Annotated in this window: 20 protein-coding genes and 1 other RNA gene; 8 read left to right on the top strand and 13 right to left on the bottom strand. The window is 53.1% G+C overall.

The window, feature by feature from the left end:
• The first annotated feature begins 1,851 nt into the window (after positions 1-1,851).
• Positions 1,852-2,142 carry a hypothetical protein gene (locus tag ACJJID_RS13905; protein WP_444919992.1) on the top strand — a complete coding sequence of 97 codons (291 nt, stop codon included), beginning with the start codon at positions 1,852-1,854 and terminating at the stop codon, positions 2,140-2,142.
• A gap of 726 nt (positions 2,143-2,868) precedes the next feature.
• Positions 2,869-3,771 (top strand): putative phage abortive infection protein, encoded by a 903-nt coding sequence (locus ACJJID_RS13900; RefSeq protein ID WP_444919991.1) that lies wholly within the window; start codon positions 2,869-2,871, stop codon positions 3,769-3,771.
• 237 nt (positions 3,772-4,008) lie between these two features.
• Here ACJJID_RS13900 and ACJJID_RS13895 read toward each other — a convergent pair whose 3' ends face one another.
• The 9 genes from ACJJID_RS13895 to ACJJID_RS13855 form a co-directional block, all read right to left on the bottom strand.
• Complete coding sequence (locus tag ACJJID_RS13895) at positions 4,009-4,260, bottom strand: hypothetical protein (protein WP_444919990.1); 252 nt, start codon at positions 4,258-4,260, stop codon at positions 4,009-4,011.
• Between the two features lie 365 nt (positions 4,261-4,625).
• Entirely contained in the window at positions 4,626-5,426 is an 801-nt protein-coding gene (locus tag ACJJID_RS13890; RefSeq protein ID WP_444919989.1) for a hypothetical protein, read from the bottom strand.
• Positions 5,426-5,794, bottom strand: coding sequence for a hypothetical protein (locus ACJJID_RS13885; protein ID WP_444919988.1), 369 nt, complete (start codon positions 5,792-5,794; stop codon positions 5,426-5,428). The genes ACJJID_RS13890 and ACJJID_RS13885 overlap by 1 nt, the downstream gene beginning before the upstream one ends.
• A 384-nt stretch (positions 5,795-6,178) precedes the next feature.
• The gene (locus ACJJID_RS13880) at positions 6,179-7,051 is read right to left on the bottom strand and encodes a hypothetical protein (RefSeq protein WP_444919987.1); all 873 of its coding nucleotides are present in this window, start codon (positions 7,049-7,051) and stop codon (positions 6,179-6,181) included.
• 109 nt (positions 7,052-7,160) lie between these two features.
• Positions 7,161-8,390, bottom strand: a complete 1,230-nt coding sequence (locus ACJJID_RS13875) for a tyrosine-type recombinase/integrase (RefSeq protein WP_444919986.1) — start codon at positions 8,388-8,390, stop codon at positions 7,161-7,163.
• Positions 8,391-8,575: 185 nt separating this feature from the next.
• Positions 8,576-8,965, bottom strand: a transfer-messenger RNA (tmRNA) gene (gene ssrA / locus ACJJID_RS13870).
• A gap of 158 nt (positions 8,966-9,123) precedes the next feature.
• Positions 9,124-10,470 (bottom strand): sodium-dependent transporter, encoded by a 1,347-nt coding sequence (locus tag ACJJID_RS13865; protein WP_444919985.1) that lies wholly within the window; start codon positions 10,468-10,470, stop codon positions 9,124-9,126.
• A gap of 39 nt (positions 10,471-10,509) precedes the next feature.
• Positions 10,510-10,989, bottom strand: coding sequence for an SsrA-binding protein SmpB (gene smpB / locus ACJJID_RS13860; protein ID WP_152454820.1), 480 nt, complete (start codon positions 10,987-10,989; stop codon positions 10,510-10,512).
• Positions 10,990-11,004: 15 nt separating this feature from the next.
• Positions 11,005-12,423, bottom strand: coding sequence for a sodium-dependent transporter (locus tag ACJJID_RS13855; RefSeq protein WP_444919984.1), 1,419 nt, complete (start codon positions 12,421-12,423; stop codon positions 11,005-11,007).
• A 194-nt stretch (positions 12,424-12,617) separates the two neighbouring features.
• Here ACJJID_RS13855 and ACJJID_RS13850 point away from each other — a divergent pair, with 194 nt between their 5' ends.
• Together ACJJID_RS13850 and ACJJID_RS13845 are read left to right on the top strand one after the other, a co-directional pair.
• The gene (locus ACJJID_RS13850; protein ID WP_444919983.1) at positions 12,618-13,058 is read left to right on the top strand and encodes a type II toxin-antitoxin system RatA family toxin; all 441 of its coding nucleotides are present in this window, start codon (positions 12,618-12,620) and stop codon (positions 13,056-13,058) included.
• Positions 13,055-13,408: an RnfH family protein gene (locus ACJJID_RS13845; protein WP_444919982.1), complete on the top strand. Its 354-nt coding sequence runs from the start codon at positions 13,055-13,057 to the stop codon at positions 13,406-13,408. The genes ACJJID_RS13850 and ACJJID_RS13845 overlap by 4 nt, the downstream gene beginning before the upstream one ends.
• On the opposite strand, the gene ACJJID_RS13840 is transcribed toward ACJJID_RS13845, so the two are convergent.
• Complete coding sequence (locus ACJJID_RS13840; protein ID WP_152454816.1) at positions 13,405-13,749, bottom strand: outer membrane protein assembly factor BamE; 345 nt, start codon at positions 13,747-13,749, stop codon at positions 13,405-13,407. The two genes, ACJJID_RS13845 and ACJJID_RS13840, sit on opposite strands and share 4 nt — an antisense overlap.
• 276 nt (positions 13,750-14,025) lie before the next feature.
• Between ACJJID_RS13840 and fur the strand changes: the two genes are divergently transcribed.
• Entirely contained in the window at positions 14,026-14,436 is a 411-nt protein-coding gene (fur, locus tag ACJJID_RS13835; RefSeq protein ID WP_020414626.1) for a ferric iron uptake transcriptional regulator, read from the top strand.
• A gap of 42 nt (positions 14,437-14,478) precedes the next feature.
• Here the strand turns inward: fur and ACJJID_RS13830 are convergent, their stop codons facing one another.
• Complete coding sequence (locus ACJJID_RS13830; RefSeq protein ID WP_444919981.1) at positions 14,479-15,084, bottom strand: 1-acyl-sn-glycerol-3-phosphate acyltransferase; 606 nt, start codon at positions 15,082-15,084, stop codon at positions 14,479-14,481.
• 287 nt (positions 15,085-15,371) lie between these two features.
• Positions 15,372-17,042, bottom strand: coding sequence for a DNA repair protein RecN (recN, locus tag ACJJID_RS13825; protein WP_444919980.1), 1,671 nt, complete (start codon positions 17,040-17,042; stop codon positions 15,372-15,374).
• Between the two features lie 232 nt (positions 17,043-17,274).
• Here recN and grpE point away from each other — a divergent pair, with 232 nt between their 5' ends.
• The 3 genes from grpE (at position 17,275) to dnaJ (ending at position 21,344) form a co-directional block, all read left to right on the top strand.
• Positions 17,275-17,916 (top strand): nucleotide exchange factor GrpE, encoded by a 642-nt coding sequence (grpE, locus tag ACJJID_RS13820; protein WP_444919979.1) that lies wholly within the window; start codon positions 17,275-17,277, stop codon positions 17,914-17,916.
• 125 nt (positions 17,917-18,041) lie between these two features.
• The gene (dnaK, locus tag ACJJID_RS13815) at positions 18,042-19,994 is read left to right on the top strand and encodes a molecular chaperone DnaK (RefSeq protein ID WP_444919978.1); all 1,953 of its coding nucleotides are present in this window, start codon (positions 18,042-18,044) and stop codon (positions 19,992-19,994) included.
• Between the two features lie 225 nt (positions 19,995-20,219).
• Complete coding sequence (gene dnaJ / locus ACJJID_RS13810; RefSeq protein WP_152454811.1) at positions 20,220-21,344, top strand: molecular chaperone DnaJ; 1,125 nt, start codon at positions 20,220-20,222, stop codon at positions 21,342-21,344.
• Between the two features lie 141 nt (positions 21,345-21,485).
• Here the strand turns inward: dnaJ and ACJJID_RS13805 are convergent, their stop codons facing one another.
• The gene (locus ACJJID_RS13805; RefSeq protein WP_444919977.1) at positions 21,486-21,941 is read right to left on the bottom strand and encodes a hypothetical protein; all 456 of its coding nucleotides are present in this window, start codon (positions 21,939-21,941) and stop codon (positions 21,486-21,488) included.
• Between the last annotated feature and the right edge of the window lie 157 nt (positions 21,942-22,098).

Genomic DNA, 22,098 nt, shown 5'->3' with positions numbered 1-22,098 from the left:
CGCTAGCGCACTCTCAGACTGGTTACCTAGTCCAGTATTTACTTTGTTATATTCTTTACTTTGTTGTGTCGGATTTACCGTATCCGGTTTTTCAGGAAGTGGATTGGGGAAAGCGGGTCAGCATTTGGATAGCGTTGAAAATGCCCAATTTCAGCTTCGCTTGAATTGTTTCTGAGCTTTTGCCTTTCTCGGTCGCCTCCAAGGCAGTTTTAAGCGCTCCTGCCGGGATTTATTTCTTTCTTGGCGTGATTGGCGGCCTGTAGTTACAGGTCGCGAAAGAGCCTCTCAAGTGGCTTCGGCGCGATTTCGCTAAATTCATCCTTTTGTGCTGGTTTGTAGTGTCCATAATCCCGGGTGGGGCTTTTTGGATTTGAAACGACGCACGTAAAAATTGACTTAGGGCGGCGGTTTCGGATTTTTCCTCTTTTAGAGATTCGACCCTACCCCCCTCTTGCTCAATCCTTGTCGCTGAGGTTGCGAGTCTTTCTGGCCCAGAGCATGAAGTCCTCGCTGTAGGCTCCATTCCGCTGAAGATTTTTTCGGGGAAGTATTAGGTTCATTGACTGGTTCAGAAGAGTGACTGGTTCTGGTGCTATCTCTTACCCCACCCCCTATGCCAGGAGCTGCTATAGGTGTGCTATCTCCTGCTACACCCCCAGAGCGGGAGATTGTTTATCAGGGGCTCGCATGTATGATGAGAAAACATGCAAATCTGCACAGTTCTAATTCGAACGAATTTCAGTTTTACATCTGCGAGGTGAGTCCAGATTCAAAGTGTAAATTTACACTTTGGTACATCGATTAAGCATGCCTGCGCCTTGTTTCGTGCCTGCTGGTTAATTACTGGTTCTTACTGGTTGAATAGAGAAAGGCGTGTAGTCATTTTCACCGGTTGGGTGCTCAGATTTCACCGGTTTATGTTTTGTTTTCACCGGTGCATTTTTTTCACTGGTGAGCTCATTGCACCGGTTGAGGGGCTGCATTCAATGCTCTTGCTATACCAAGATGTGAGTTTACATCTTGCCTAACCCATATCATCCCGGGCGATTTAGTGCAGTGCATTTTTGCATGATGCTTGCCGAAGGGGCCCCGTTTCAGGGCTCCCATGGCGCAGACAGCAGGGTTAAAGCCAGCCCCTGAAACTCTTCGACTTCATCTCGTGATTTACCATAAGTATCAATGGCATATCAGACATGACCCCCATGCTTTGGAAGCGGTCGATAAGTGCAACCAACCCCCACAAACGACTTTCAAAAAACCTTCACTTTAGCCATCACGCAACGCCATTCAGGTGTTTTGGCCAAGGCGTTGAGGGTTGAGGCTCTTAGATATGAAATCCAGAAGGGTAAGCACTAGGCGCACACCCCGGGCACATTGGTTCCAATCCCGCCATTTCGGCGGGTTAGGGCTTCGACCGTGCAAACCTTGCGCGCACTGAGACAGCCTTAAAGGGTTGCGTTTGAAATGTGACTCCTGACTCTGCTAGCGCGCTTACTGGTCGCAAAACTCCTAAGGACTTGAGAGCCCTGCACTCAAAAGCTTGTAGCTACTAAGGGGAGCTCATCACTCTGGTTTTAATCGCTCAGAGTTTCATGGTAAGTTTGATTGTTTCTTGATTTATCTTTGTTAGAGTTAATCCAGGCGCCACATGTTTAACTGGTGGTTGCATTGCTGTTGAAAGAAATGCATATCGTTTGGAATAAAAAACTCTCAGAGGAACTGAATGATTCGGAATATAGATAACTCTAAAAAAACGTACCATTACCTGTCATTGTATGTATCGTTTTAGGCATTCTGTTGATAATTATACTTAATTCAATTGAGCTTGAACTGCCTGAAAGTGAACGGGGAATGAAAAAAATTGATGGGGTAATTGCTAAATGTGATTTCAACTTCAATAGAAAGAGCTCAGGGATTCACTTTGATGTTTACTTTCATAAAGCTAAAAATAAAAGGCTTCAAATGAATATTTCCAAGCTTTCTTACTCAAAGGAAAGCTTGAGTGCTTTAGCTAACATATGTCAAAAGGGTAAGTATGCATATGCTGATTATATTGCAAAAAGAATGGTTTATGACCCTAATAACATTCGTTATGTGATACATACTTTTAGAGTGGGGGATTTAACGTTTGTCAATGAGTAGAGCTTAGACATTTTGGTATTAGTGGGGGGTAGCTTGGTTATACTCCCTAGAACTCTGATGGAAAGGCAGGGCAGTCCGACTAAGCAAATTTTGAAGGGTGAGCAATTCTTTTGCATCCACCTATTTTTTAGTCCTAAAAAAGGGCTGAGATTTCACGCCGCGGCTGGCGGTGCATCTTAGCTATTCTCAGGGGGCACTCCGTACGATAGTGCAATGTATGGAGGTGACTCCCGGTCGACCCACTGGAAACCTTTATTTTCCCCAAGGCATAGGTATTTTGGTCTGCGTACCCCTATAAATTTTGCTTGTCAGCTCTCAGCAGCTCTCCCGCGCGTACTGGTCGCAAAACTCTGTTGGGGCTTGGGATTCGGTGCCCGTCGATAAGTAGGCCCAGGATGGCAGAGAGACACCTCTATGATTATTTATTTTTTCTGTCCTATAAAGGGGCGGATTTCTGAGCCCTGGCCTTAGCAAAGCCTGAGTATTTGGGCTTATAGGTTGTACCTTGGTGCTAGTTCTACCGGCGGCACGCTATCAAATTGTAAAGCCTCTCCCCTATTTATCGTTGGCAGGCAGAGAAATCGACACGGCTCTTTATCCGCATTATTCTCTCGGATTCTGGCTAATGAGCCACATAGCCATTCTTTTGTAGTAAGTAATGGACGCAAGCGGAGACCCTGAATAGGGTGCGAGGCGATATAGCTGAGTAGTAACGGAGTTTTCAGGATGAAAGTACATGCTAATCAAATAGATACCTCTCCTAAATGGAGGTCACTAATAAGAGATTTCAAGAGACTAATTGCTATATCACTCATAATTGCCGTTTGTGCAGGCTTGATGTACGCCTTTACTTTCAGAGGGGGGCTTTCTACTGATAATGGGGATTGGGGCACCTTTGGTGATTTTATGGGCGGGGTTTTAAACCCTATTTTCGGCTTTGCGGGGCTTATGGCTCTTTTACTGACTATCTCCATGCAGAGTGAAGAGCTCAACAACTCCACCAGGGAGCTCAGGAATTCAGCCGAGGCTCTTAAAGAGCAGGGTGAATCATTAAAAAAACAGAATTTTGAGAATACCTTTTTTCAGTTAATCAAACTGCACAATGATATCGTCAATGATATTGACCTAGTGGGCTTAAATAATAAGCAGACAAGAGGTAGAGATTGCTTCAGGGTTTTTTATGAGCGTTTACGGGCAGTGTATAATAACAAGTGGGACATGGGTATTAGTGAGCGAGATAAGATTAGGATATCTTTTGAAAGGGTTTACCATAAGTCAGAAGGGGATTTAGGCCACTATTTCAGGAACCTATACTCTTTACTGAGATTTGTTGATGAAAGAGGAAAAAGCAAAGAAGATAAGCAGTTCTATGCCAGAATTATTCGTTCGCAATTGTCCGTTTATGAAACAGGCATGCTCTTTTACAGCGGTCTTTATGGAAAAGGCAAGGATAAATTTAAACCGCTAGCTGAACAGCACGCTCTTTTCGACAATCTAGATTCGAGCATACTGCTTAATGGAGATAATCATAGGGACATCTATGCCGCAGGTGCTTTCAGCAATAGGGAAGCAGGCACAACCAACAGTTCATCGTCTTCAGTAAATGCAGCCTGCGACACCGCCCAATAACTCCATGAGAGTACCTATAGCTGGAAGGGCCTCTGCGGCCCCCTGAGCTATTTTATTGGCCATGGGGTGTATTGGTGTTGACCCGCCTCAGCGGCGCTAATAGGCCACCTCAGTATTTCTCAGTAATTCTGTACGGCCAGGCAGGCACCTCATCTGTTCTGCACCCCTGTTGAGGCTGCCTGCTCCCGATTCCACCTTAATATTCCTTAATACATTGGGCCTGAGCAGTCCTCGCGCTTACTGCTTGCCCTCCAGGCGCTCCAGGTCTTCACGCTCACAGTCGATTAGGTTTGCCCATTCATCGGCAAGGTGGGCGCCGATAACAGCCAGTTCTTGGCTGGTGGTTTTATCCTCGGATATCTGGCTGATGCTCTGGAAGAGGGTGCGCAGCTTGTTCAGCGATTCCAGGCTGAGGTTTGCGATATCGATTGAACGACCAAGGAAGTTATCGGTTTGAGGGGTTGAAACAACTGGGGCTTGGTTTGCCATGGCTTGGGCTCCTGATATTGGGTGAGCCGCTGCCCTTGAGGTCTCAATCTCATCGGGTGGCGGGCTGTACACAGGTTGAGACTACCGCTATCAGGAACGGCGGGCACAAGGCCCCCTGTGCCAGCCCACCAAAAAAGGGCTACAGACCATAAGGTCCAGACACAAAAAAACCGCATACAGGGGTAGGCGGTTCCGGGTCGCCTGATATTTTCGGGGTCTCAATCCCGGTTACGGATTTTGCCGCAACGCCTCCAGTATGCTTGCCCAGTGTAAAACCTTTCAATGCCGGGCGTCGAATGTGCTGCCAATATTTAATCAAGCAGTTTGGCTGCTCAAATCTGGATAGGGCACCTAAAACTATTAAATCACCCCGCGCGCTCATAACAGGCTAACCATTCCTCATTGGTCTGTTCTTGGGGGGGAATAGGTGTTCCCTTATACCCGCGTTCCCTTATTACCGTATTACCGTGCTTTTTTTCACCCGTAGTTTGAATTGGCTGTATTCCCCGTGGTTGCTGGGTTTGCTGGATTTCCTTGTCCGGAAGTTTTGTCCGGGAGTTGTCCGGAAGTTGTCCGGCACTTGTCCGGGAGTTGTCCGGCAGATTCACCCCCATTAGCTCCAGTAAATCGGCGTTGCATAGTGAGAGTGGGCGGACATCACTCAGGCGCTCACCATCTGCCGCCGTACCGGTGAAAACCAAGCCGGCAAGTTTGCCCATGTAATCGTGAAAGGCACTTAGACGCCGCGGCACAGGTAAGCCCGTGGATAACCAGAACCCGTAGAACTTGAAGCGAGTTGTTATCCGGAATTGTCCTGCGGGCAGGGGGGAGCCTTTCTTGCCGTGCTTGGTGGTCCTGTTGCGTCGTGTCTCCACGTTGAATACGGAATAGCGCTCGCTGCCATCTGCCAGGCTGCGGAATTGCAGGGATACACCACCGCGCTTGCTGGGACCATAGTTCCCCACTGAATAGCTGACATATTCCAGGGGCTCCACACCAGCTAAACGGGCTGCTTCGGTGATAAGGGGCCGCTCATGTTCGGAAAGCCACTCAGCGGGCACAGGGTGGCCACTGGCAGGGGCTAAGGTAAGGCGGCCACCATCGACCGCCACACCATCACCACGCGCTAGAAGCCGTTGTAAAAGCTCTCTAGCAGATTCAGCCATTAGCCCCCCAGCAACTTAAGGGAGCCAATACGTTGACGCTCGCTATCAGGCAACCAGTAAACGCCGTGACGCCCTGCAATGCCATCGCGGTCTATATGCTCCTCCATCCGGCACTGAATGGTTATTCCGCGTCTTCTGAGCTGCATGATTACGTTGGGGCCGTTGCTGGCCCCTGTCACTCTGTCGAGCTTTTCCCGGCTGCATGGACCAGTGAGCAAAGTTTCCAGCGCTCGCACTTGTCTAGGTGATAAGGCGCGCCAAACCTTTCTGGTTGAGTGTTCTGCGGCTTGGGTGTTGTTGTTAATATGGCTTGGCTTATCTTGTGTATCGGGACCGCTCTGTGCCGGGGCGGTTTTGATTATCTCCATGGTTATCTCCCCCCTTAGCAGCATTCGGCTTCATTGATTAGCTTTTGCTTTAGCTCAAGCAGGTAGGCCCCTTCCCACACTGTGGTCTTTGGTCCTAACTTTGTCCCTCGCTTGGCTTTGCCTGTTTTGGTCCAATTCCACCAGGTGGATAAACCAATGGAGTAAAACCGGGCGCAATCTCGAGCCCGGTACATAGCGGAAGGGTTTATGGTTGGTTGGTGAATTAGATTGGTCTGCACTTGTCAGCTCTCCTATGGGTTTGTTGGGGCTGACACTTAAGATATGCAGGAAAGCTGGATAAAAAAACAGGTTTAAGGGTGTCACAGTGACACCCAAATAGTGACACTTTGGCGGAAAGCTAAGTGTGGTCTAGCTTTGGCGGTGTCACTCTATAATTAGCTTTTTTCTTGAAACAACCTTTCCCCAGTCAGGACGAATGGCTTTTGCGAGTTCTTTTGCTATTCGATTGTTAAAGCCTCTAGCTTCGAACTCTGCAATGACTTCTGTATTGAGCGGGAAAGTATCTTCATCTGAGGGGTCCACTGCATGCGGGCCCCACATGCGATTTGATAAATGAATGATAGTTCTGAGACCCTCCCCCCAGTGAGGGGCCATAGCGGCCCCATGTCCGGGGGTTGATTTAGATTTGGGAGGGTTGGGCTCGATATCGGAAGACGCCGAACCGTCGAACTTCTGGAGGTCTGCAAGCTGCACCATCAGGCCCCCAATAGATGGGTGTAATAAGGAGCTACTCTTTACGAAGAACCTCCCCCCTGGTGAATCAGGAAAATCCATTCTTCCCATATAGTGGTCAAATAAATCCTTAGGGATTCTGCTTCTATCCGGCCAGTCGGCAAACCACATTTTTTGTAGTGCGACTAGTTTCCCTGCCTTTTCACTATCTATCAGACTTATCCATTGTTCAGGTAATGCGGATTCTAAAGCGCTAAATTGCTCCTCGCTTGTCAGGCTAACCATGATGTGGTTGGCGATGCCTTTACTTGAAGGCTCATCTATTTGAAGCACTTCGGATTCATTGTTAAAGCCTGAGGCTCTCCATGTTTCCTTCTCGACAAAAACAAAGTCACCATTAGAGTCGGTACAGTAAATGCCATTGAGTTTACTTTCTGGTAGGTGCGTATAAATACGAACCTCCCCTTTATCAATGGCCAGCGCTAGAGAGTGCAGGTCGAGCTGGGAGTCTTCTTTGAATGCTTTATTTAATGAGGTTAGGCCGAGGTTGTACCAGTCTTTCATTATTTTATCTCTCCCTATCAGAGATTCCCTTTCATTTAGATTCAGCGCCAAGCCACTAAGGGTTGTGGCCTTTCGGGAGCTACCCTAGGCGCTGAAATTCGATTGTCCGTTATCGATTGCTAAAGTTCGCCGCGATGACATTCCCTGCTTTTTCGCTAGCTTTGAGGCTGTCGAGGTAATCTGCCCACTTCTGCATCATTGCCGCTCTCTGTTCTAAGTGCTTTGTGCGGTTGTAAGCGCGTCCCAGCGTGTCTTTCACTTCATGGGCCAGCTGGTGCTCTATGTAATCTACACGGAAGCCCAGAACCTCATCCAAGAGAGTGCGGGCCATAGCGCGGAAGCCGTGGGCAGTCATGGTTTCATTGTCATAGCCCAGTGACCTGAGTGCGGTTCTCACGCCGTTATCGGAGAGTGGACGGCTTTGCCCTCTGGCTGAGGGGAAGACATATTTGCAACGGCCGGTGAGTGGCTCCAGCTCCCGCAGTATTGCCAGCGACTGTTCTGCAAGAGGGATAATGTGCGGCTGGCCCATTTTCATTTTTTCGCTGGGCAGCTCTATTTGCTTGGCCTCCCAGTTAATTTCGGCCCACTCCAGTTTGCGCAGTTCTCCAGGGCGGCAGAATAGGAGAGGGGATAGTTTGAGGGCGGCTCTCACTACTGGGGTGCCTTGGTATTCCTCTATGGCGGTTAGCAGGCGCCCAACTTCAGTGGGGTCAGTAATAGCTGCCAGATGTTTCTTCTTGGTGGGGGTGAGTGCGCCGGTCAGGTCTGTGGTGGGGTCGCGGTCGGCCCTTCCGGTGGCCACGGCAAAGCGGAATACCTGGCTGGCTACTCGCTTTACCCGGTGGGCAGTCTCCAGGGTTCCCCGGCTCTCAATACGGCGCAGGCACCGCAGTACTTCCGGCGGGCTTATCTCGGAGATAGGACGCTTACCCAAATAGGGCTTTAGGTCACGCTCTAGTGCGAGGGTGGCGCGGTCCTTGGATGAGCTGGAGAGGTGCGCCATCTTGGCGGCGAACCACTCATCACTGACGGCGGCGAAGCTGTTGCGGTTGGCTTCCAGGGCGGACTCTTTGCGGACGCGTTTTATATCGCGAGGGTCGATACCTTCGGCAACATGCTGGCGGGCTTCATCACGGAGTTCGCGGGCGCGCTTTAGGCTTACATCGGGGTAGAGCCCAATTGCCATTTCTGGGCGTTTGCCATGCAGGCGGAAACGGAATACCCAACGCTTGGCCCCGGTCGGGGTCACTTCGATTGCCAGTCCTTTCTCATCGGACTCAATGTACTTCTTCTCGCGGGGCTTGAGGGCGCGGACCTTGGTGTCAGACAGCGGCATAGCTCACCTTCCATGGAATTTGGACGGGTTGGACGGTGGCACTACTATCAACCCGTCCAATAACCCGTCCACTTGAGGCTGGATTTGGACGGGTTAGCTTAGATTAACTGGGATGGTCCAGATAAGCAAAAACCCCGGAAACACTAGGTTTGCGGGGCTTTTGAGGGCTGTCTAAGACAGCGATTTGGTGGAGATGGCGGGAGTCGAACCCGCGTCCGTCAGCACTCTGCCAGAGGCTCTACATGCTTAGCTCCGTCAATTGATTTAACCCATTACAGCCCGGCGGTCAGGACGTATAGGGCGATCCCGTAAGTTGTTTAACCGCTTGCCCACGGACATGGCTTGCGGCGATCCAGTTCTATATAACAGTCTACAGCGCGATACTGGAACCTTGCTGAAGACTGCTAAGGGACGAACCCTTAGTTAGTGCTTCACAAGCTGCTTACGCAGCGAGTTGGGCACCGTAGTTGTCGTCGTTGGCAACTAATAAAATACAGCTTTGGATTTACGTGATTCGCTGCCATCACGGCATGCACCCAAGGTTTCGTCACCGGCGTCGAATCCAAGTCATCCCCGATAAGAAACACTCTCGTGTGTCATCTAAGTATACCCCAAACTTGGGCATTGCAATAAATTTTTATGCGCCAGGGAGTTTTTGGGAGCTTTGATGAGGGGGCAGGGGGCGAGTGGGGAGTCCCGGCAGCGGTGGCCGCCGGGACAGTTAGAAAAAGCGTTACAGTATCGATTGGGCGAAGGCTACCAGGATTAGCAGAGGGCATACGATGCGCACATACCAGGGCCAGATTTTCCAGAACAGGGTATGCTCAATGCCTTCGTGGCCTTTCTTCAGTTCGCTCAGCAGCTGGTCACGGCGCCAGATCCAGCCGGCAAAAATACAAAGGGCAATACCGAGTAGAGGCTGACCGTATTCGGTACTGATGCTGACTGCCAGTCCAAACAGGCTGTCGAAGTTGTAAATGATGGTGCTGCTAATGGCAAAGATCACCAGGCCCACCACCGGAGTGGCAATACGGCGGGGGATGCCCAGGTTCTCGATAGAGAAAGCCACCGGTACTTCCAACATAGAGATAGAGGAGGTGAGGGAGGCGATCACCATCAGGGCAAAGAAGGCAATGGCGACGAACACACCGGCTTCACCCATGGTATCGAATAGGGCTGGCAGCACCTGCAGGATCAGGTTGGGTCCTGCGATCAGGGCACCGTCGGCAGCGAAGATCTGGGTGCCGGCTTCCTGTGCCACATACATGGCGGGCAGGATCAGCAGGCCGGCGGTGAAGGCAATGCCCACGTCGATCAGGGTTACCAGGGCGCCCAGGCGCGGCAAGCTCTCTTGTTGGCTCAGGTAGGAGCCGTAGATCAGCATGGTGCCAACACCCAGAGACAGGGAGAAGAAGGCCTGGCCCATGGCAGAGATCAGCAACTTCGGGGTGAAGTGACTGAAGTCTGGCATCAGGTAAACCTCCAGGCCGGTAAAGGCGCCGGGCTGGGTGAGTACATAGGCGATCAAAAGCAGCAGCAGGATAATCAGCGAGGGCATCAACAGGGTGGACCAGCGCTCGATGCCCTTCTCTACACCACTGGCAATAATCAGCATGGTGAGACCACTGAAAATTGCGGTAAAGATCAGATTGCGTTGGGTACTGTTTTCCGTGAGCCATTGGACGGCTTCCTGGGCGCCAAAAAGGGCGGCGAAAGGCTCTGCCAGGTGGGCCACCATCCAGCCGGCCACAATGGCGTAAAAGCTCAGAATCAGGGAGGCTACCAAGATGCCGACAAAGCCGGTGAGGCCGCCGAAGAAGCGGCTGACTGGGCCAATGGAGATGGCGCGCAGTGCCTGTACCATATTGCGCCGTGCGTAGCGGCCAATGGTCAGTTCGGCCATCAACGCTGGGTAGGCGAGGGCGAAGGCCAAAAACAGATAGGCCACGACAAAGGCGGCGCCGCCGTTGCTGGCGGCTTTAGTGGGGAAGCCCCAAATGTTGCCGAGGCCTACGGCGGACCCGGCGGCGGCCATCAGAAAGCCAATATTCGAGCTGAATTGTCCTCGGGGTGCACTCATACTAAATCCCGTAATTATTCTTCTAATGGTTTTTGTGCACTACTTGTGCGTGGCGCGCATCAGGCGCTGCTTCTCGCGGTTCCAGTCACGTTTCTTCTCGGTTTCCCGTTTATCGTGCATGGCCTTACCCTTGGCCAGGCAGATTTCGCACTTAACCAGATGCCCTTTCCAATACAGCGCGGTGGCAACCACGGTGTGGCCTTTTTGCTCAACAGCGGCGATCAGCTTGGATAGCTCACGCTTGGTGAGCAGCAGGCGGCGGGTGCGGTCGGGCTCGGTCACATAGTGAGTGGAGGCGCTGGCGAGCGGCTGGATATTGGAACCCAGCAGCCAGGCTTCGCCATTTTTGAAAATGACATAGCTGTCGGTGAGCTGGGCTTTGCCCTCACGACAGCTTTTCACTTCCCAGCCCTGCATCTCAACGCCCGCCTCAAACTTCTCTTCGATGAAGTAGTCGTGACGCGCCTTCTTGTTGAGGGCGATGGTATTGGATGTTTGCGCTTTCTTTTTCTTGGCCATGAAAACTTCTAATGACTAGATAAAACTGTGTCCAAAAAACTTCAGGGCCACGGTGTTGATAAAGATCAACAGCAGTATCAATGGGATAAAGGTGCCCAGGGAGAAGTTTACGTATTTTTGTGAGAAAGAGCCGGCAAAGGCGGGGTCGCCTTCTTGTAGCTCCTTGTCAAAGTTGGCTTTCTTCCACTTGTAGATCACAAACAGACACACCAGCAGGCCGTTTAAGGGCAGGATGGTGTCGTAGAAAATAATCTCTACCAGATCGAAGAAGGACTTGTTAACGCCGGCCAACTGTACAAATTCAGTGAACCAGTTGACCATGCCAAAGGAGACGGCGCAAGCGATGGCCAGTACAAACTGTACTCCCGCAACCCAGTAAATGGCTGTTTTACGCTCCATATCGCGCTCGTCGCGCAGGGTGGCGATGGGTACTTCGATAATGGAAACCAGTGAGGTGATCGCGGCCACTAGTACCAAAAAGAAGAACACGGCGGCCACTGCGCTGGCTCCGGTATAACCGATGCTGTCCTGCAGGGCGAGGAAGATCTTCGGCAAAAACAGGAAGATCATACCGGCGGAGGATTCGCTCAGCTCGGAGGGATCAATCTGCGGGTTGAAGTGGAAAATACTGGGCAGAATCAACAGGCCCGCGGTAAATGCCACCAGAGTATCAGTGATGGCAACGGCGCGGGAGGAACCGGGGATAGAGTCCCGTTTCTTCATATAAGAGCCGTAGGTGATCATGATGCCCATACCCAGAGATAGCGAGAAGAAGGCCTGGGCCATGGCTTTGCTCACTACATTGCCATCAATCTTGCTGAAATCTGGTACCAGGTAGTACTTCACTCCCAGGAGGGCGTTGTCCAGGGTCAGAACAAAAATGACCAAGCCCAGCAGCATCACAAACAGCATCGGCATCAGGGTTTTTGCCGCGCGCTCAATACCGTCTTTTACGCCCATAGCGAGAATGGCATTAATAATCAGCATTAATACCACTAGGTAAATAAATACCTTGGGGGTGTTGATAAAGTGGATAAAGAAATCGGGCGTGGCGAGCAGGTTGAGGTTGCCAGTGACGGTTTCAACCAGGTACCCGAGTACCCATACGGTGACCACCAAATAAAATACGGCAATCATAAAAGGCGTGATCAGGGCAAACCAGCCAGGAATGCGCCACAGATGTGAACCGTTGGAGAGCTGGCGATAGGCGCCAACCGGGTCTTTATCAGTGCGTCGCCCCAGAGCTAGCTCTGCCATCATGACTGGCAGACAGATCAGAAAAACGAAGAGTGCATAGACCAGTAGGAAAGCACCGCCTCCGCTCTTGGTGGCCGCTACGGGGAATGCCACCAGATTACCAATGCCAACTGCGGAACCAGCTGCGGCTAGGATAAAGCCCAGCCTTGACCCAAAATGCTCTCTCACTGCGGTCATAGTACTCTCGCTATTATTTTTTATCAGATACAGCTTGTCATTTTTGTTATTCCGACGGGGTCGGGTTTGTCCCGCCGGCAAAAAATGCGATTGTTACAGGAATTGTCTTGCTTGAGTAGCGCCGACTGGCAAAATTAGCGGCCGAACGACAATCCCAGGCGATTTCGCCTGGCGGACTGGATTAGACAACAGGAATGACTGAAATAGAGCGCAGCGCGCTGGTGATGTACAGCGCGGAACAAATGTTTGATCTGGTCAATGATGTGGCCAGTTACCCGCAGTTTTTACCGGGGTGCCGCGGTGCCGAAATCCTCTACCGGGATGAAGAAACCCTGGAGGCGCGTCTGGATTTATCGCGCGCGGGTATTCGCCAGAGCTTCACCACACGCAACCAATTGATGCGTCCAACCAGTATGACTCTGACCCTGGTGGATGGGCCTTTCGAGAATTTTACCGGGCACTGGATATTTACTCCCTTGGCGGAAAGCGCCTGCAAGGTGACTTTCTCTCTGTCTTTTTCTATGAAAAGCCGCTTAATTGCCGCCGCTGCGGGCAAATTGTTTAGCGATCTGGCCAATCAAATGGTGGCGGTGATGTGTACGCGCGCTGAGGAAATTTACGGGAAGCCCCAATGATGGAAGAAAAAACGATTTCGGTGGAGGTGGTGTACGCGTTGCCCCACGAGCAGCGCTTGATGCGCTTGCTGGTAAAAGAGGGGACTACCGCAAGAGAGGCTCTGATTCGCTCGGGTATTCCCAAAGAGTACCCGGAAGTAGACCCGGACACTGCCAAAATGGGTATTTTTGGTCAGGTGTTGGGCAGTAAGGGGTTGGCGCCGGCGGAAAGCTATGAGCTGCAACCGGGCGACCGTGTTGAGGTGTATCGCCCGCTGATCGCTGACCCGAAGGAGGCGCGCAAGCAGCGCGCCGAGAAGGCCAAGCGATTGGCCGAGAAAAAGAAAGACGCTGAGGGCCCGGAGGCTTAAGGCCAGCCTGCCGGCTGCCAGTCGCCACTGGTGGCCACCAGGGAATCCTCTTCAAAATACACGCTAAAGCGTTTCTGAGTGATTTTGCCCTTCTTGTCGCGAACGCGGTTGATATAGTCCCAGCGGTTGGGATTATAAGTGTCTTCCAGCAGCGGAGTGCCGAGAACAAATTGTACCTGGCGGCGGGTCATACCGGGCTTCAGCTGGTCGACCATCTCCTGGGTAATGATATTGCCCTGCTGTACCTCAATGCGGTGCACACCGGGAAACTTAACCAGTGTGCAGGCTCCGAGAAGGGCGCACAGACTGGCAATGGCGATAAATTTCAGGCTAGGCGGCATTCATTGCTCCATTATGTTCTTTCATACGGCATCTCTGGCACCGATATTTAACGGCTAACCGGAATAGGCCCCTGTGTACAGGGAAAGTTCCCTCCCGCTGCGATTTCCCCTTGTCTGGATAGCTGGGGTTCCGCTGACTCCGTTCGGCATGGGATAATACCCGAAGAGTCGGCTCGCTGACAGGCGGGAATCTGTGGTCTTATTCGGGTATAGACCTCTTCAGTGGGCTGATGCAAGTAAAGACAATTCATAAATCCTGTCGGGAAATATCTATTCATGTCGAACGAAAACCAGGAATTGCGCAAGGCCGGTCTGAAGGTCACTCTGCCGCGGGTTAAGATTCTGCAGTTGCTTGAAAGCACCAGTGAGCAGCACCTGAGTGCTGAAGATGTGTATAAGCTACTGTTGGAAGCGGGGGAGGATGTCGGGCTGGCTACCGTCTACCGGGTGCTGACCCAGTTTGAGAGCGCGGGCCTGGTTGTTCGTCACAACTTCGATGGTGGCCATTCCGTATTCGAGCTGGATCGCGGAGATCACCACGATCATATGGTGTGCACTGATACCGGAAAGGTCATCGAGTTTCACAATGAGGAAATCGAAGAGTTACAGCGCCAGATCGCCGAAGAGCATGGCTATGAGCTGACAGGTCACAGCTTGGTGCTGTATGTGAAGGCGAAAGAGAAGTAAGCCTATCGGGTGCGGCGGCCGCCGCACCCATTACATGCCCGCTTACTGCTGAGGTTGGCAGGGCGGAGTATAGAGTTCCGGGAATTTCCCGACTTTATCCGCGTAGAACTCCCTGAGTTTATTCAGTTCCGCTTCCAGGTTTTCCCCCAGTTGCGCGATAGGGCCAATGCCCACTTCTTTTTTGGAGAAGTTGATAAAGCCCAATACCAGCGGCACCTTGGCGCTCCGTGCAATATGGTAAAAGCCGGATTTCCAGCGCTCGCTCAAGCCGCGAGTGCCTTCGGGTGGAATGGCAATGATCAGTTCCTTGCGCAGCTTGAACTGGCGGACGGTGGCATCCACCAGGTTGTTGGCCTTGCTGCGGTCCACGGCGATACCGCCAAACCAGCGCATGGGGCCTCCGAGGGGGAATTGGAACAGTTTGTCCTTACCCATCCACTGCGGAGTCATCTTCAGTTTAAGTGCGGCCAGAATGAAGTAATAGCCGTCCCAATTAGTGGTGTGAGGAGCCCCGATCAAGACATATTTTTTCAGCTTCAGGGATTGCTGATCGCCTTTGACGCGCCAACCGTGTAGCTTCAGCAGTAGCTTGGCTACTTGGCGCAGCATCGGTGTGACAATCGGGGTGTTAAAAATCGTTCTCTGCATAAACTCGGCCGATACTACTCAAACAAAGTCAAACAAGCGGCCCAGTATATGGTGACTTTCGCTGCCACACCCAGTCATATTTGGTCTATTTGTCCTAAAACGGCATTTATCACCGGCTGGCCGGCTATTTTGCCGGATTGTTGGCGGTTATTTATTGATCTACACGCAATGATTGCCCACCTCCTCAGTGGGAGAGGTGGGCTGTCTTGCTGGTCAGTTGGATAATGCGTTCGGCGGCTTGTCTCGGTGGTTTGTCTCGGTGGCTTGAAGCGGGCGTTAGGTTCAGCTCATAGCGCCCTGGTCAGCATCTCCTCCGCGTGAGCCAGTGACTGGGGGCTGGGTTGTCCGCCCAGCATGCGCGCGATTTCCTCACGGCGCCCCTCATTTTTTAGCTCGCGCAGGGCGACAAACGCCTGCTCCCCATCGCTGTGCTTCTCTACCAGATATTGGCGGTGGGCCCGCGCCGCCACCTGTGCCAGGTGGGTGACACAAATCACTTGGCCGCTACAGCCATTGCGGGTCTCACCAAGCTGGCGCAGCAGACGGCCAACCACATCACCGGTGGCACCACCAATGCCCACGTCTACTTCATCAAAAACCAGGGTGGGGGTGCGCGAGGTCTGTGCCGTCACCACCTGAATGGCGAGGCTTACCCGGGAAAGCTCACCACCGGAGGCAATTTTACCCAGGGGGCGCGGTGGCTGGCCGGGGTTGGTGGAAATCAGGATTTCCACCTCTTCCAAGCCGTGGCTGCAGGGTTTATCCAGAGCCTGTAGGGCAAGTTCGACCTTGGCGTGGGGCATAGCCAGATCCACCAGCTGTCGGTTAACCGACTCGGCGAGTGTTAACGCCGCCTGTTGCCGCAACTTGCTCAGCTTTGTGGCGACAGTGCGAAATTCCTTTTCTAACTTGCTGCAGGTGTCGGCGAGGCGTTCCAGGGTGTCCTCGGTGCCGATATCGTCCAGCTCCTCTTGCAATTGTCGCTGAAGAGCGGGCAGCTCATTGGGCTGCACGCGGTGCTTGCGCGCAGATTGATAAATTGCACTGAGGCGCTCTTCAACTTCGGCGAGCCGCTCAGGGTCCATTTCGAAACGGTCGATATGCCGGGATAGGGTGCCAGCTGCTTCATCGATCTGGATGCGCGCGCTATCGAGCATTTGCGCGACTTCAACTAAGGCCGGTGCCTGCTCGGGCATGGCGGAAAGCAGTTGCAGGGCGCGGTGCAGTTGTTCGGCAATATCCCCCTCACCACCGGACAAAAGCGCGGCGAGTTGATAGCTGCCATTAAGAATGTCGCCGGCATTAGCCAGCTGCCGTTGCTCACTCTCCAGCGCTTCTATCTCTCCTTCACTCAGATCCAACTGCTCCAGTTCACGCAGTTGGTACTGTAACAGGGTTCGTCGGGCCTCGGCCTCCTCGGCGCTGTCGGCCAGATTGCGGTAGCGGCGGTACTGGTCCTGCCAGGTCTTATAGCGGCTGCGGGTTTCGGCGGTCAGCTCTTGGGCTTGGGCGAACTCGTCCAGTAGGCGGCGGTGAGTTTCTTTTTTAAGTAGGGATTGGTGTTCGTGCTGGCTGTGGATATCAATCAACTGTTCGCCCAGGGCGCGCAGCTGCAGCAGGGTGACTGGCTGGCCGTTGATGTATGCCCGTGAGCGGCCATCGGCACCGAGAGTGCGCCGCAGTATGACTTCCTGCCCGCTATCCAGCTCCTGGGATTGGAGCCAGTCGCTCGCACTGGGGTAGCCGGAGATATCGAAGGTGGCACAGATATCGGCACGCCGGGCACCTGCGCGCACCAGTTCGGCGCTGCCGCGGCCGCCCAGGGCGAGCCCTAGAGCATCCAATGTGATGGATTTTCCCGCGCCGGTCTCGCCGGTGAGCGTGCTGGTTCCGGGACCGAACTCCAACTCCAGTTGGTCCACCAGGGTGAATTGGCTGATAGACAGGTGCAGCAACATAGGTATCGCTTTTATGTCCTTGTTGTATCGATAGGCTTTCGGCCCACTTTGTAGTGGTTATTTATACAGTATCCCCATCCGGTTAGCTATAGGGGCTGGGCCACATTACCCTGCCGGAATGCCTGGGCGCTAAAAACCACTTGAACTGTGCGGGGATGGCCCCATATAGCCCCCAGAGCCCGCGGGACGGGCCCAACTCATTACTGACAGAGTCGACGCGACGGAGAAAGCAGTGGCCAGAGAGCGCAGCGAAGAAGATCAGATTACCGAGGGGGTGCAGCCGGAAGCCCTGGCTGATGAGCACCTGACAAAGGCAGACGAGGCGGTTTCCGCGGAGATTGAAGACCCCTCCGCAGCCGAGCGAGAGCAGGCTGAAGAAGCCTTGCACGAAGAAGCCGAAAGTGCGGATGCGCTGCACGATGAAATTATCAAGCTTCAGGAGCAGTTAACGGTGCAGAAGGACCTCGCCCTGCGCGCCCAGGCCGAGGAGCAGAATGCTCGCCGTCGTGCTCAGCAAGATGTGGAGCGCGCACGCAAATTTGCAGTAGAAAAACTACTGCAAGATTTACTGCCGGTTGTAGACAACCTGGAGCGTGCCCTCGCCACTATCGATACCAAAGATGAAGCCAACAAAGCGCTGGTGGAAGGTATCGAGCTAACCCACAAATCTTTCGTCGATACCTTGACGAAAAATTCCGTGGAAGTTGTCGATCCGGCCGGCGAGCCCTTCGACCCGGAATTGCACCAGGCTATGACCCAGGTGCCGAACGGGGAGGTGGAGCCAAATACGGTGATGGATGTGTTTCAAAAAGGGTATCGCCTCAACGGTCGCCTGGTGCGCCCGGCCATGGTGGTGGTTAGCAAAGCGCCGTAACGGCAGGTGTGGAAAACGGCCTTGAATTTTATCGGCCGGCACCAATATAGCTGACAACAGAAGAATTATTCGCGCGTTGTAGACAGAACAAATCTGGCAGCGCGCATCAATCGAGGATTTTACAAATGGGAAAAATTATCGGCATCGACCTGGGTACTACCAACAGCTGTGTGGCAGTACTGGATGGTGACAAAGCGCGTGTAATCGAGAACGCCGAGGGCGATCGCACTACGCCTTCTATTGTTGCCTTCACTGACGACAACGAAATCCTGGTGGGCCAGTCCGCCAAGCGTCAGGCGGTGACCAATCCCCAGAATACCCTGTTTGCGGTTAAGCGTTTGATTGGCCGTAAATTCAAGGACGACGTTGTCCAGAAAGATATCAAGATGGTGCCTTACACCATCACTGAAGCCGACAACGGCGACGCTTGGGTAGAAGTGAAAGGCGATAAAAAAGCTCCGCCGCAGATCTCTGCCGAAGTCCTGAAAAAAATGAAGAAAACCGCGGAAGATTTCCTCGGCGAGAAAGTTGAAGCTGCAGTAATTACCGTACCGGCTTACTTTAATGACTCCCAGCGTCAGGCTACCAAAGACGCCGGCCGCATTGCTGGCCTGGATGTGAAGCGTATTATCAACGAGCCGACTGCCGCTGCACTGGCCTACGGCCTGGACAAGCAGGGTGGCGACCGCACCGTAGCGGTATACGACCTGGGCGGTGGTACTTTCGATATCTCCATTATCGAAATTGCGGACGTCGATGGTGAGAAGCAGTTTGAAGTACTGTCCACCAACGGTGACACTTTCCTCGGTGGTGAAGACTTCGACCTGCGCCTGATCGAATACCTCGCAGACGAGTTCAAGAAAGACCAGGGCATCGACCTGAAGGGCGACCCCCTGGCAATGCAGCGTCTGAAAGAAGCTGCAGAAAAAGCCAAGATCGAGCTGTCCTCCAGCCAGCAGACCGAAGTGAATCTGCCGTACATCACTGCAGACGCCACCGGTCCTAAGCACTTGGTGGTTAAGCTGACCCGCGCCAAGCTGGAAAGCCTGGTGGAAGAGCTGGTAACCCGCTCTCTGGAGCCGGTGAAAATTGCCCTGCAGGACGCCGACCTGTCCGCCTCTGGCGTAGACGAAGTGATCCTGGTTGGTGGTCAGACTCGTATGCCGCTGGTTCAGCAGAAAGTCACTGAGTTCTTCGGCAAAGAGCCGCGCAAAGATGTTAACCCCGACGAAGCCGTTGCCATGGGTGCTGCCATTCAGGGCGCGGTACTGTCCGGTGACGTGAAAGACGTACTGCTGCTGGACGTAACCCCGCTGACTCTGGGTATCGAAACCATGGGTGGCGTTGCGACTCCGCTGATCGACAAGAACACCACTATCCCGACCAAAAAGTCCCAGGTGTTCTCTACTGCGGAAGATAACCAGACTGCGGTAACCATTCACGTAGTACAGGGTGAGCGCAAGCAGGCTTCCCAGAACAAATCTCTGGGTCGTTTTGACCTGGCCGATATCCCGCCGTCCCCCCGCGGTGTACCTCAGATCGAAGTGACCTTTGATATCGATGCCAACGGCATCCTGCATGTACACGCGAAGGACAAGGCGACTGGCAAAGAACAGTCCATCGTGATCAAGGCCTCCTCCGGTCTGTCCGAGGACGAGATCGATAAGATGGTTCAGGACGCCGAGGCGAATGCCGAAGCGGACAAGCAGTTCGAGGAGCTGGTGCAGACCCGCAACACCCTTGACGGCCTGATCTCTGCCACTAAGAAGACCCTGGAAGAAGCTGGTGACAAAGCTACCGCTGAAGAGAAGTCTGCGATCGAAGCGGCCATCAAAGAAGCGGAAGAGGCGGTGAAAGGTAACGACAAGGCTGCTATGGAAGCCGCTACCAATAAGCTGACCGAAGCTTCCGGCCCGGTTGCGCAGAAGATGTACGCCGAACAGGCCCAGGCCGCTGGCGCCGAAGGTGCCGCTGGTGGTGCAGGCGCTCAAGGTGAACAGCAGCAGTCCTCCGCTGGCGACGATGCGGTTGACGCCGAGTTCGAAGAAGTAAAGGACGACAAGAAAGAAGGTAAGTAAGCGTTCGCTTGCATTTCCGGCGGCAGCTTTTACAGTAGCTGCCGGAGAACTTCAGGGGCGCGGCGCCTTACTTTCAGAGGCCCGCGCCCTGTGTTGTTTCAGGTATCCGTCAAAATTTACTGTGATTGTGCAGTTTGACGGTGCTCCGCACGCGGAGTTTAGTTAGAAACCGAGAAGTAGAAAGAGTTTGGCCGTTCTTGATGCCGGACCAGAGAACATAGTTTTATGTCGAAACGCGATTATTACGAAGTCCTCGGCGTCGAGCGTGGCGCCTCGGATGCAGAGCTGAAGAAAGCCTACCGCCGGGTGGCGATGAAGTTTCACCCGGACCGCAACCCCGATGACGCGGAAGCCGAAAACAAATTCAAGGAGGCCAACGAGGCCTACGAGATACTGTCCGACTCACAGAAGCGTGCGGCCTACGACCAGTTTGGCCACGCCGGTGTGGAAGGCCAAATGGGTGGTGGCGGCGCCGGTGGTTTTGGCGGCTTCTCCGACATCTTCGGCGACGTATTTGGCGATATTTTCGGTGGGGGCGGTGGCGGCCGTCGCGGCGGCCCTGCGCGCGGTTCCGACTTGCGCTATGACCTGGAACTAGACCTGGAAGACGCGGTGCGCGGCACCACGGTTAAGATTCGCGTACCGACTCTGGCTTCCTGTGATACCTGCCATGGCTCTGGTGCCAAGCCCGGTTCTTCACCGCAGACCTGCGGTACCTGTGGCGGTGCTGGCCAGGTGCGTATGCAGCAGGGTTTCTTCTCTGTTCAGCAGACCTGCCCGAATTGTCGTGGGCGCGGCTCTATTATTTCCGACCCCTGTGGCAGCTGTCACGGCCGCGGTCGAGTAGAGGAAACCAAAACTCTGTCGGTGAAAGTACCGCCCGGAGTGGACACTGGTGATCGTATTCGCCTGTCTGGTGAGGGTGAAGCCGGCCCCGATGGCGGCCCCGCTGGCGATCTGTATGTGCAGGTCGTGGTGAAGGAGCACGAGCTGTTCCAGCGCGATGGCAAGAACCTTTACTGCGAAGTGCCAATCAGCTTCTCCGCCGCTGCGCTCGGTGGTGAACTGGAAGTACCGACGCTCGATGGCAAGGTAAAACTGAAGATCCCCGCAGAGAGTCAGACCGGCAAGTTGTTCCGTCTGCGTGGCAAAGGAGTAACCCCTGTGCGCGGTGGCGCCACTGGCGATCTGCTGTGTCGGGTTGTTGTGGAAACACCAGTGAACCTCTCTAGCAAGCAAAAAGAGCTGCTGCAGGAGTTCGCCAATACCCTCAGTGAGAAGAAAAATGCGCCTCGTCAGACCGGTTGGTTCGAAGGGGTGAAGAACTTCTTTGGCGATATGAAGCTTTAATTCTAAGCGCGTATCCCGAATCGCTATTCGACCATCGGCAACCTAAAGCTTGTCGTTGCTTAACTGACGAGCACCTTTGAGAGGTTGTGAGAGGTTAAAAGTAGGAAGAATAGCGAAAGCTAGCCCGGTGTCCCTGCCGGGTTAGTTGCCTTGGCCAGATCGGGCCCTCAGGCGAGCAGCCAGCTCCATCAAAAGTTCGTGCTGAATCTTACCCAGTTCCTTCATCTGTTGTTGTTTTAGTATCCCTTCCAGCTCTTTGTTTGTTTGGCCGGTGATCGTGGCCAATTGCGCACCGATTTCCCCGCGCTGCTTAGGCGTCAAAGTCAGTTTAGGGTTGTTCAATACGCCATAGCGTTCTAGTACGGCCTTCTTTTCTGCAAGGCTCTTTTGCATGATGGGCAGCACTACTTTTTCCTGGCCAGGGGTGAGCTGCAGACGCAGCGTCACCCAATCTGTTATGTCGTCATACTTCTCCCAAAAGTCTGGGTTTGTGCTTTGCTGTTGTGCGGATACGGGCGCACTGCCAAAGGCCAGGGTTAAAGAGATAACCACCACCAATAAATGTGGCAGGTGGTTTGATCGAATCATAAGTCGCATGTTGGCGCTCCATTTACCCCTCTGGATTAAGCCTAGCATCGCGGTTTGTCATCGCTTTTACTGAGTTGCAGTTAGTTGGTAATAAAGTTGTGCCTTGTTATTTCCTCATGCAGCAATCTCATGGCCAGATTAAGATCAGGTATAAGTGATCACTTTT

Source organism: Microbulbifer sp. CnH-101-G (assembly GCF_052466775.1).
This window is presented reverse-complemented; position numbering and strand designations above follow the sequence as displayed.

What these genes read in the sequence shown, in the direction of transcription:
- ACJJID_RS13830 (WP_444919981.1), bottom strand. Translation starts at nt 15,084, where the DNA reads ATGCAGAGAACGATTTTTAACACCCCGATTGTCACACCGATGCTGCGC.
- ACJJID_RS13875 (WP_444919986.1), bottom strand. Translation starts at nt 8,390, where the DNA reads ATGCCGCTGTCTGACACCAAGGTCCGCGCCCTCAAGCCCCGCGAGAAG.
- ACJJID_RS13845 (WP_444919982.1), top strand. Translation starts at nt 13,055, where the DNA reads ATGATGGAAGAAAAAACGATTTCGGTGGAGGTGGTGTACGCGTTGCCC.
- ACJJID_RS13890 (WP_444919989.1), bottom strand. Translation starts at nt 5,426, where the DNA reads ATGGCTGAATCTGCTAGAGAGCTTTTACAACGGCTTCTAGCGCGTGGT.
- ACJJID_RS13855 (WP_444919984.1), bottom strand. Translation starts at nt 12,423, where the DNA reads ATGACCGCAGTGAGAGAGCATTTTGGGTCAAGGCTGGGCTTTATCCTA.
- ACJJID_RS13885 (WP_444919988.1), bottom strand. Translation starts at nt 5,794, where the DNA reads ATGGAGATAATCAAAACCGCCCCGGCACAGAGCGGTCCCGATACACAA.
- ACJJID_RS13900 (WP_444919991.1), top strand. Translation starts at nt 2,869, where the DNA reads ATGAAAGTACATGCTAATCAAATAGATACCTCTCCTAAATGGAGGTCA.
- dnaK (WP_444919978.1), top strand. Translation starts at nt 18,042, where the DNA reads ATGGGAAAAATTATCGGCATCGACCTGGGTACTACCAACAGCTGTGTG.
- ACJJID_RS13905 (WP_444919992.1), top strand. Translation starts at nt 1,852, where the DNA reads ATGAAAAAAATTGATGGGGTAATTGCTAAATGTGATTTCAACTTCAAT.
- dnaJ (WP_152454811.1), top strand. Translation starts at nt 20,220, where the DNA reads ATGTCGAAACGCGATTATTACGAAGTCCTCGGCGTCGAGCGTGGCGCC.
- ACJJID_RS13865 (WP_444919985.1), bottom strand. Translation starts at nt 10,470, where the DNA reads ATGAGTGCACCCCGAGGACAATTCAGCTCGAATATTGGCTTTCTGATG.
- ACJJID_RS13805 (WP_444919977.1), bottom strand. Translation starts at nt 21,941, where the DNA reads ATGCGACTTATGATTCGATCAAACCACCTGCCACATTTATTGGTGGTG.
- ACJJID_RS13850 (WP_444919983.1), top strand. Translation starts at nt 12,618, where the DNA reads ATGACTGAAATAGAGCGCAGCGCGCTGGTGATGTACAGCGCGGAACAA.
- ACJJID_RS13840 (WP_152454816.1), bottom strand. Translation starts at nt 13,749, where the DNA reads ATGCCGCCTAGCCTGAAATTTATCGCCATTGCCAGTCTGTGCGCCCTT.
- ACJJID_RS13895 (WP_444919990.1), bottom strand. Translation starts at nt 4,260, where the DNA reads ATGGCAAACCAAGCCCCAGTTGTTTCAACCCCTCAAACCGATAACTTC.
- recN (WP_444919980.1), bottom strand. Translation starts at nt 17,042, where the DNA reads ATGTTGCTGCACCTGTCTATCAGCCAATTCACCCTGGTGGACCAACTG.
- smpB (WP_152454820.1), bottom strand. Translation starts at nt 10,989, where the DNA reads ATGGCCAAGAAAAAGAAAGCGCAAACATCCAATACCATCGCCCTCAAC.
- ACJJID_RS13880 (WP_444919987.1), bottom strand. Translation starts at nt 7,051, where the DNA reads ATGAAAGACTGGTACAACCTCGGCCTAACCTCATTAAATAAAGCATTC.
- fur (WP_020414626.1), top strand. Translation starts at nt 14,026, where the DNA reads ATGTCGAACGAAAACCAGGAATTGCGCAAGGCCGGTCTGAAGGTCACT.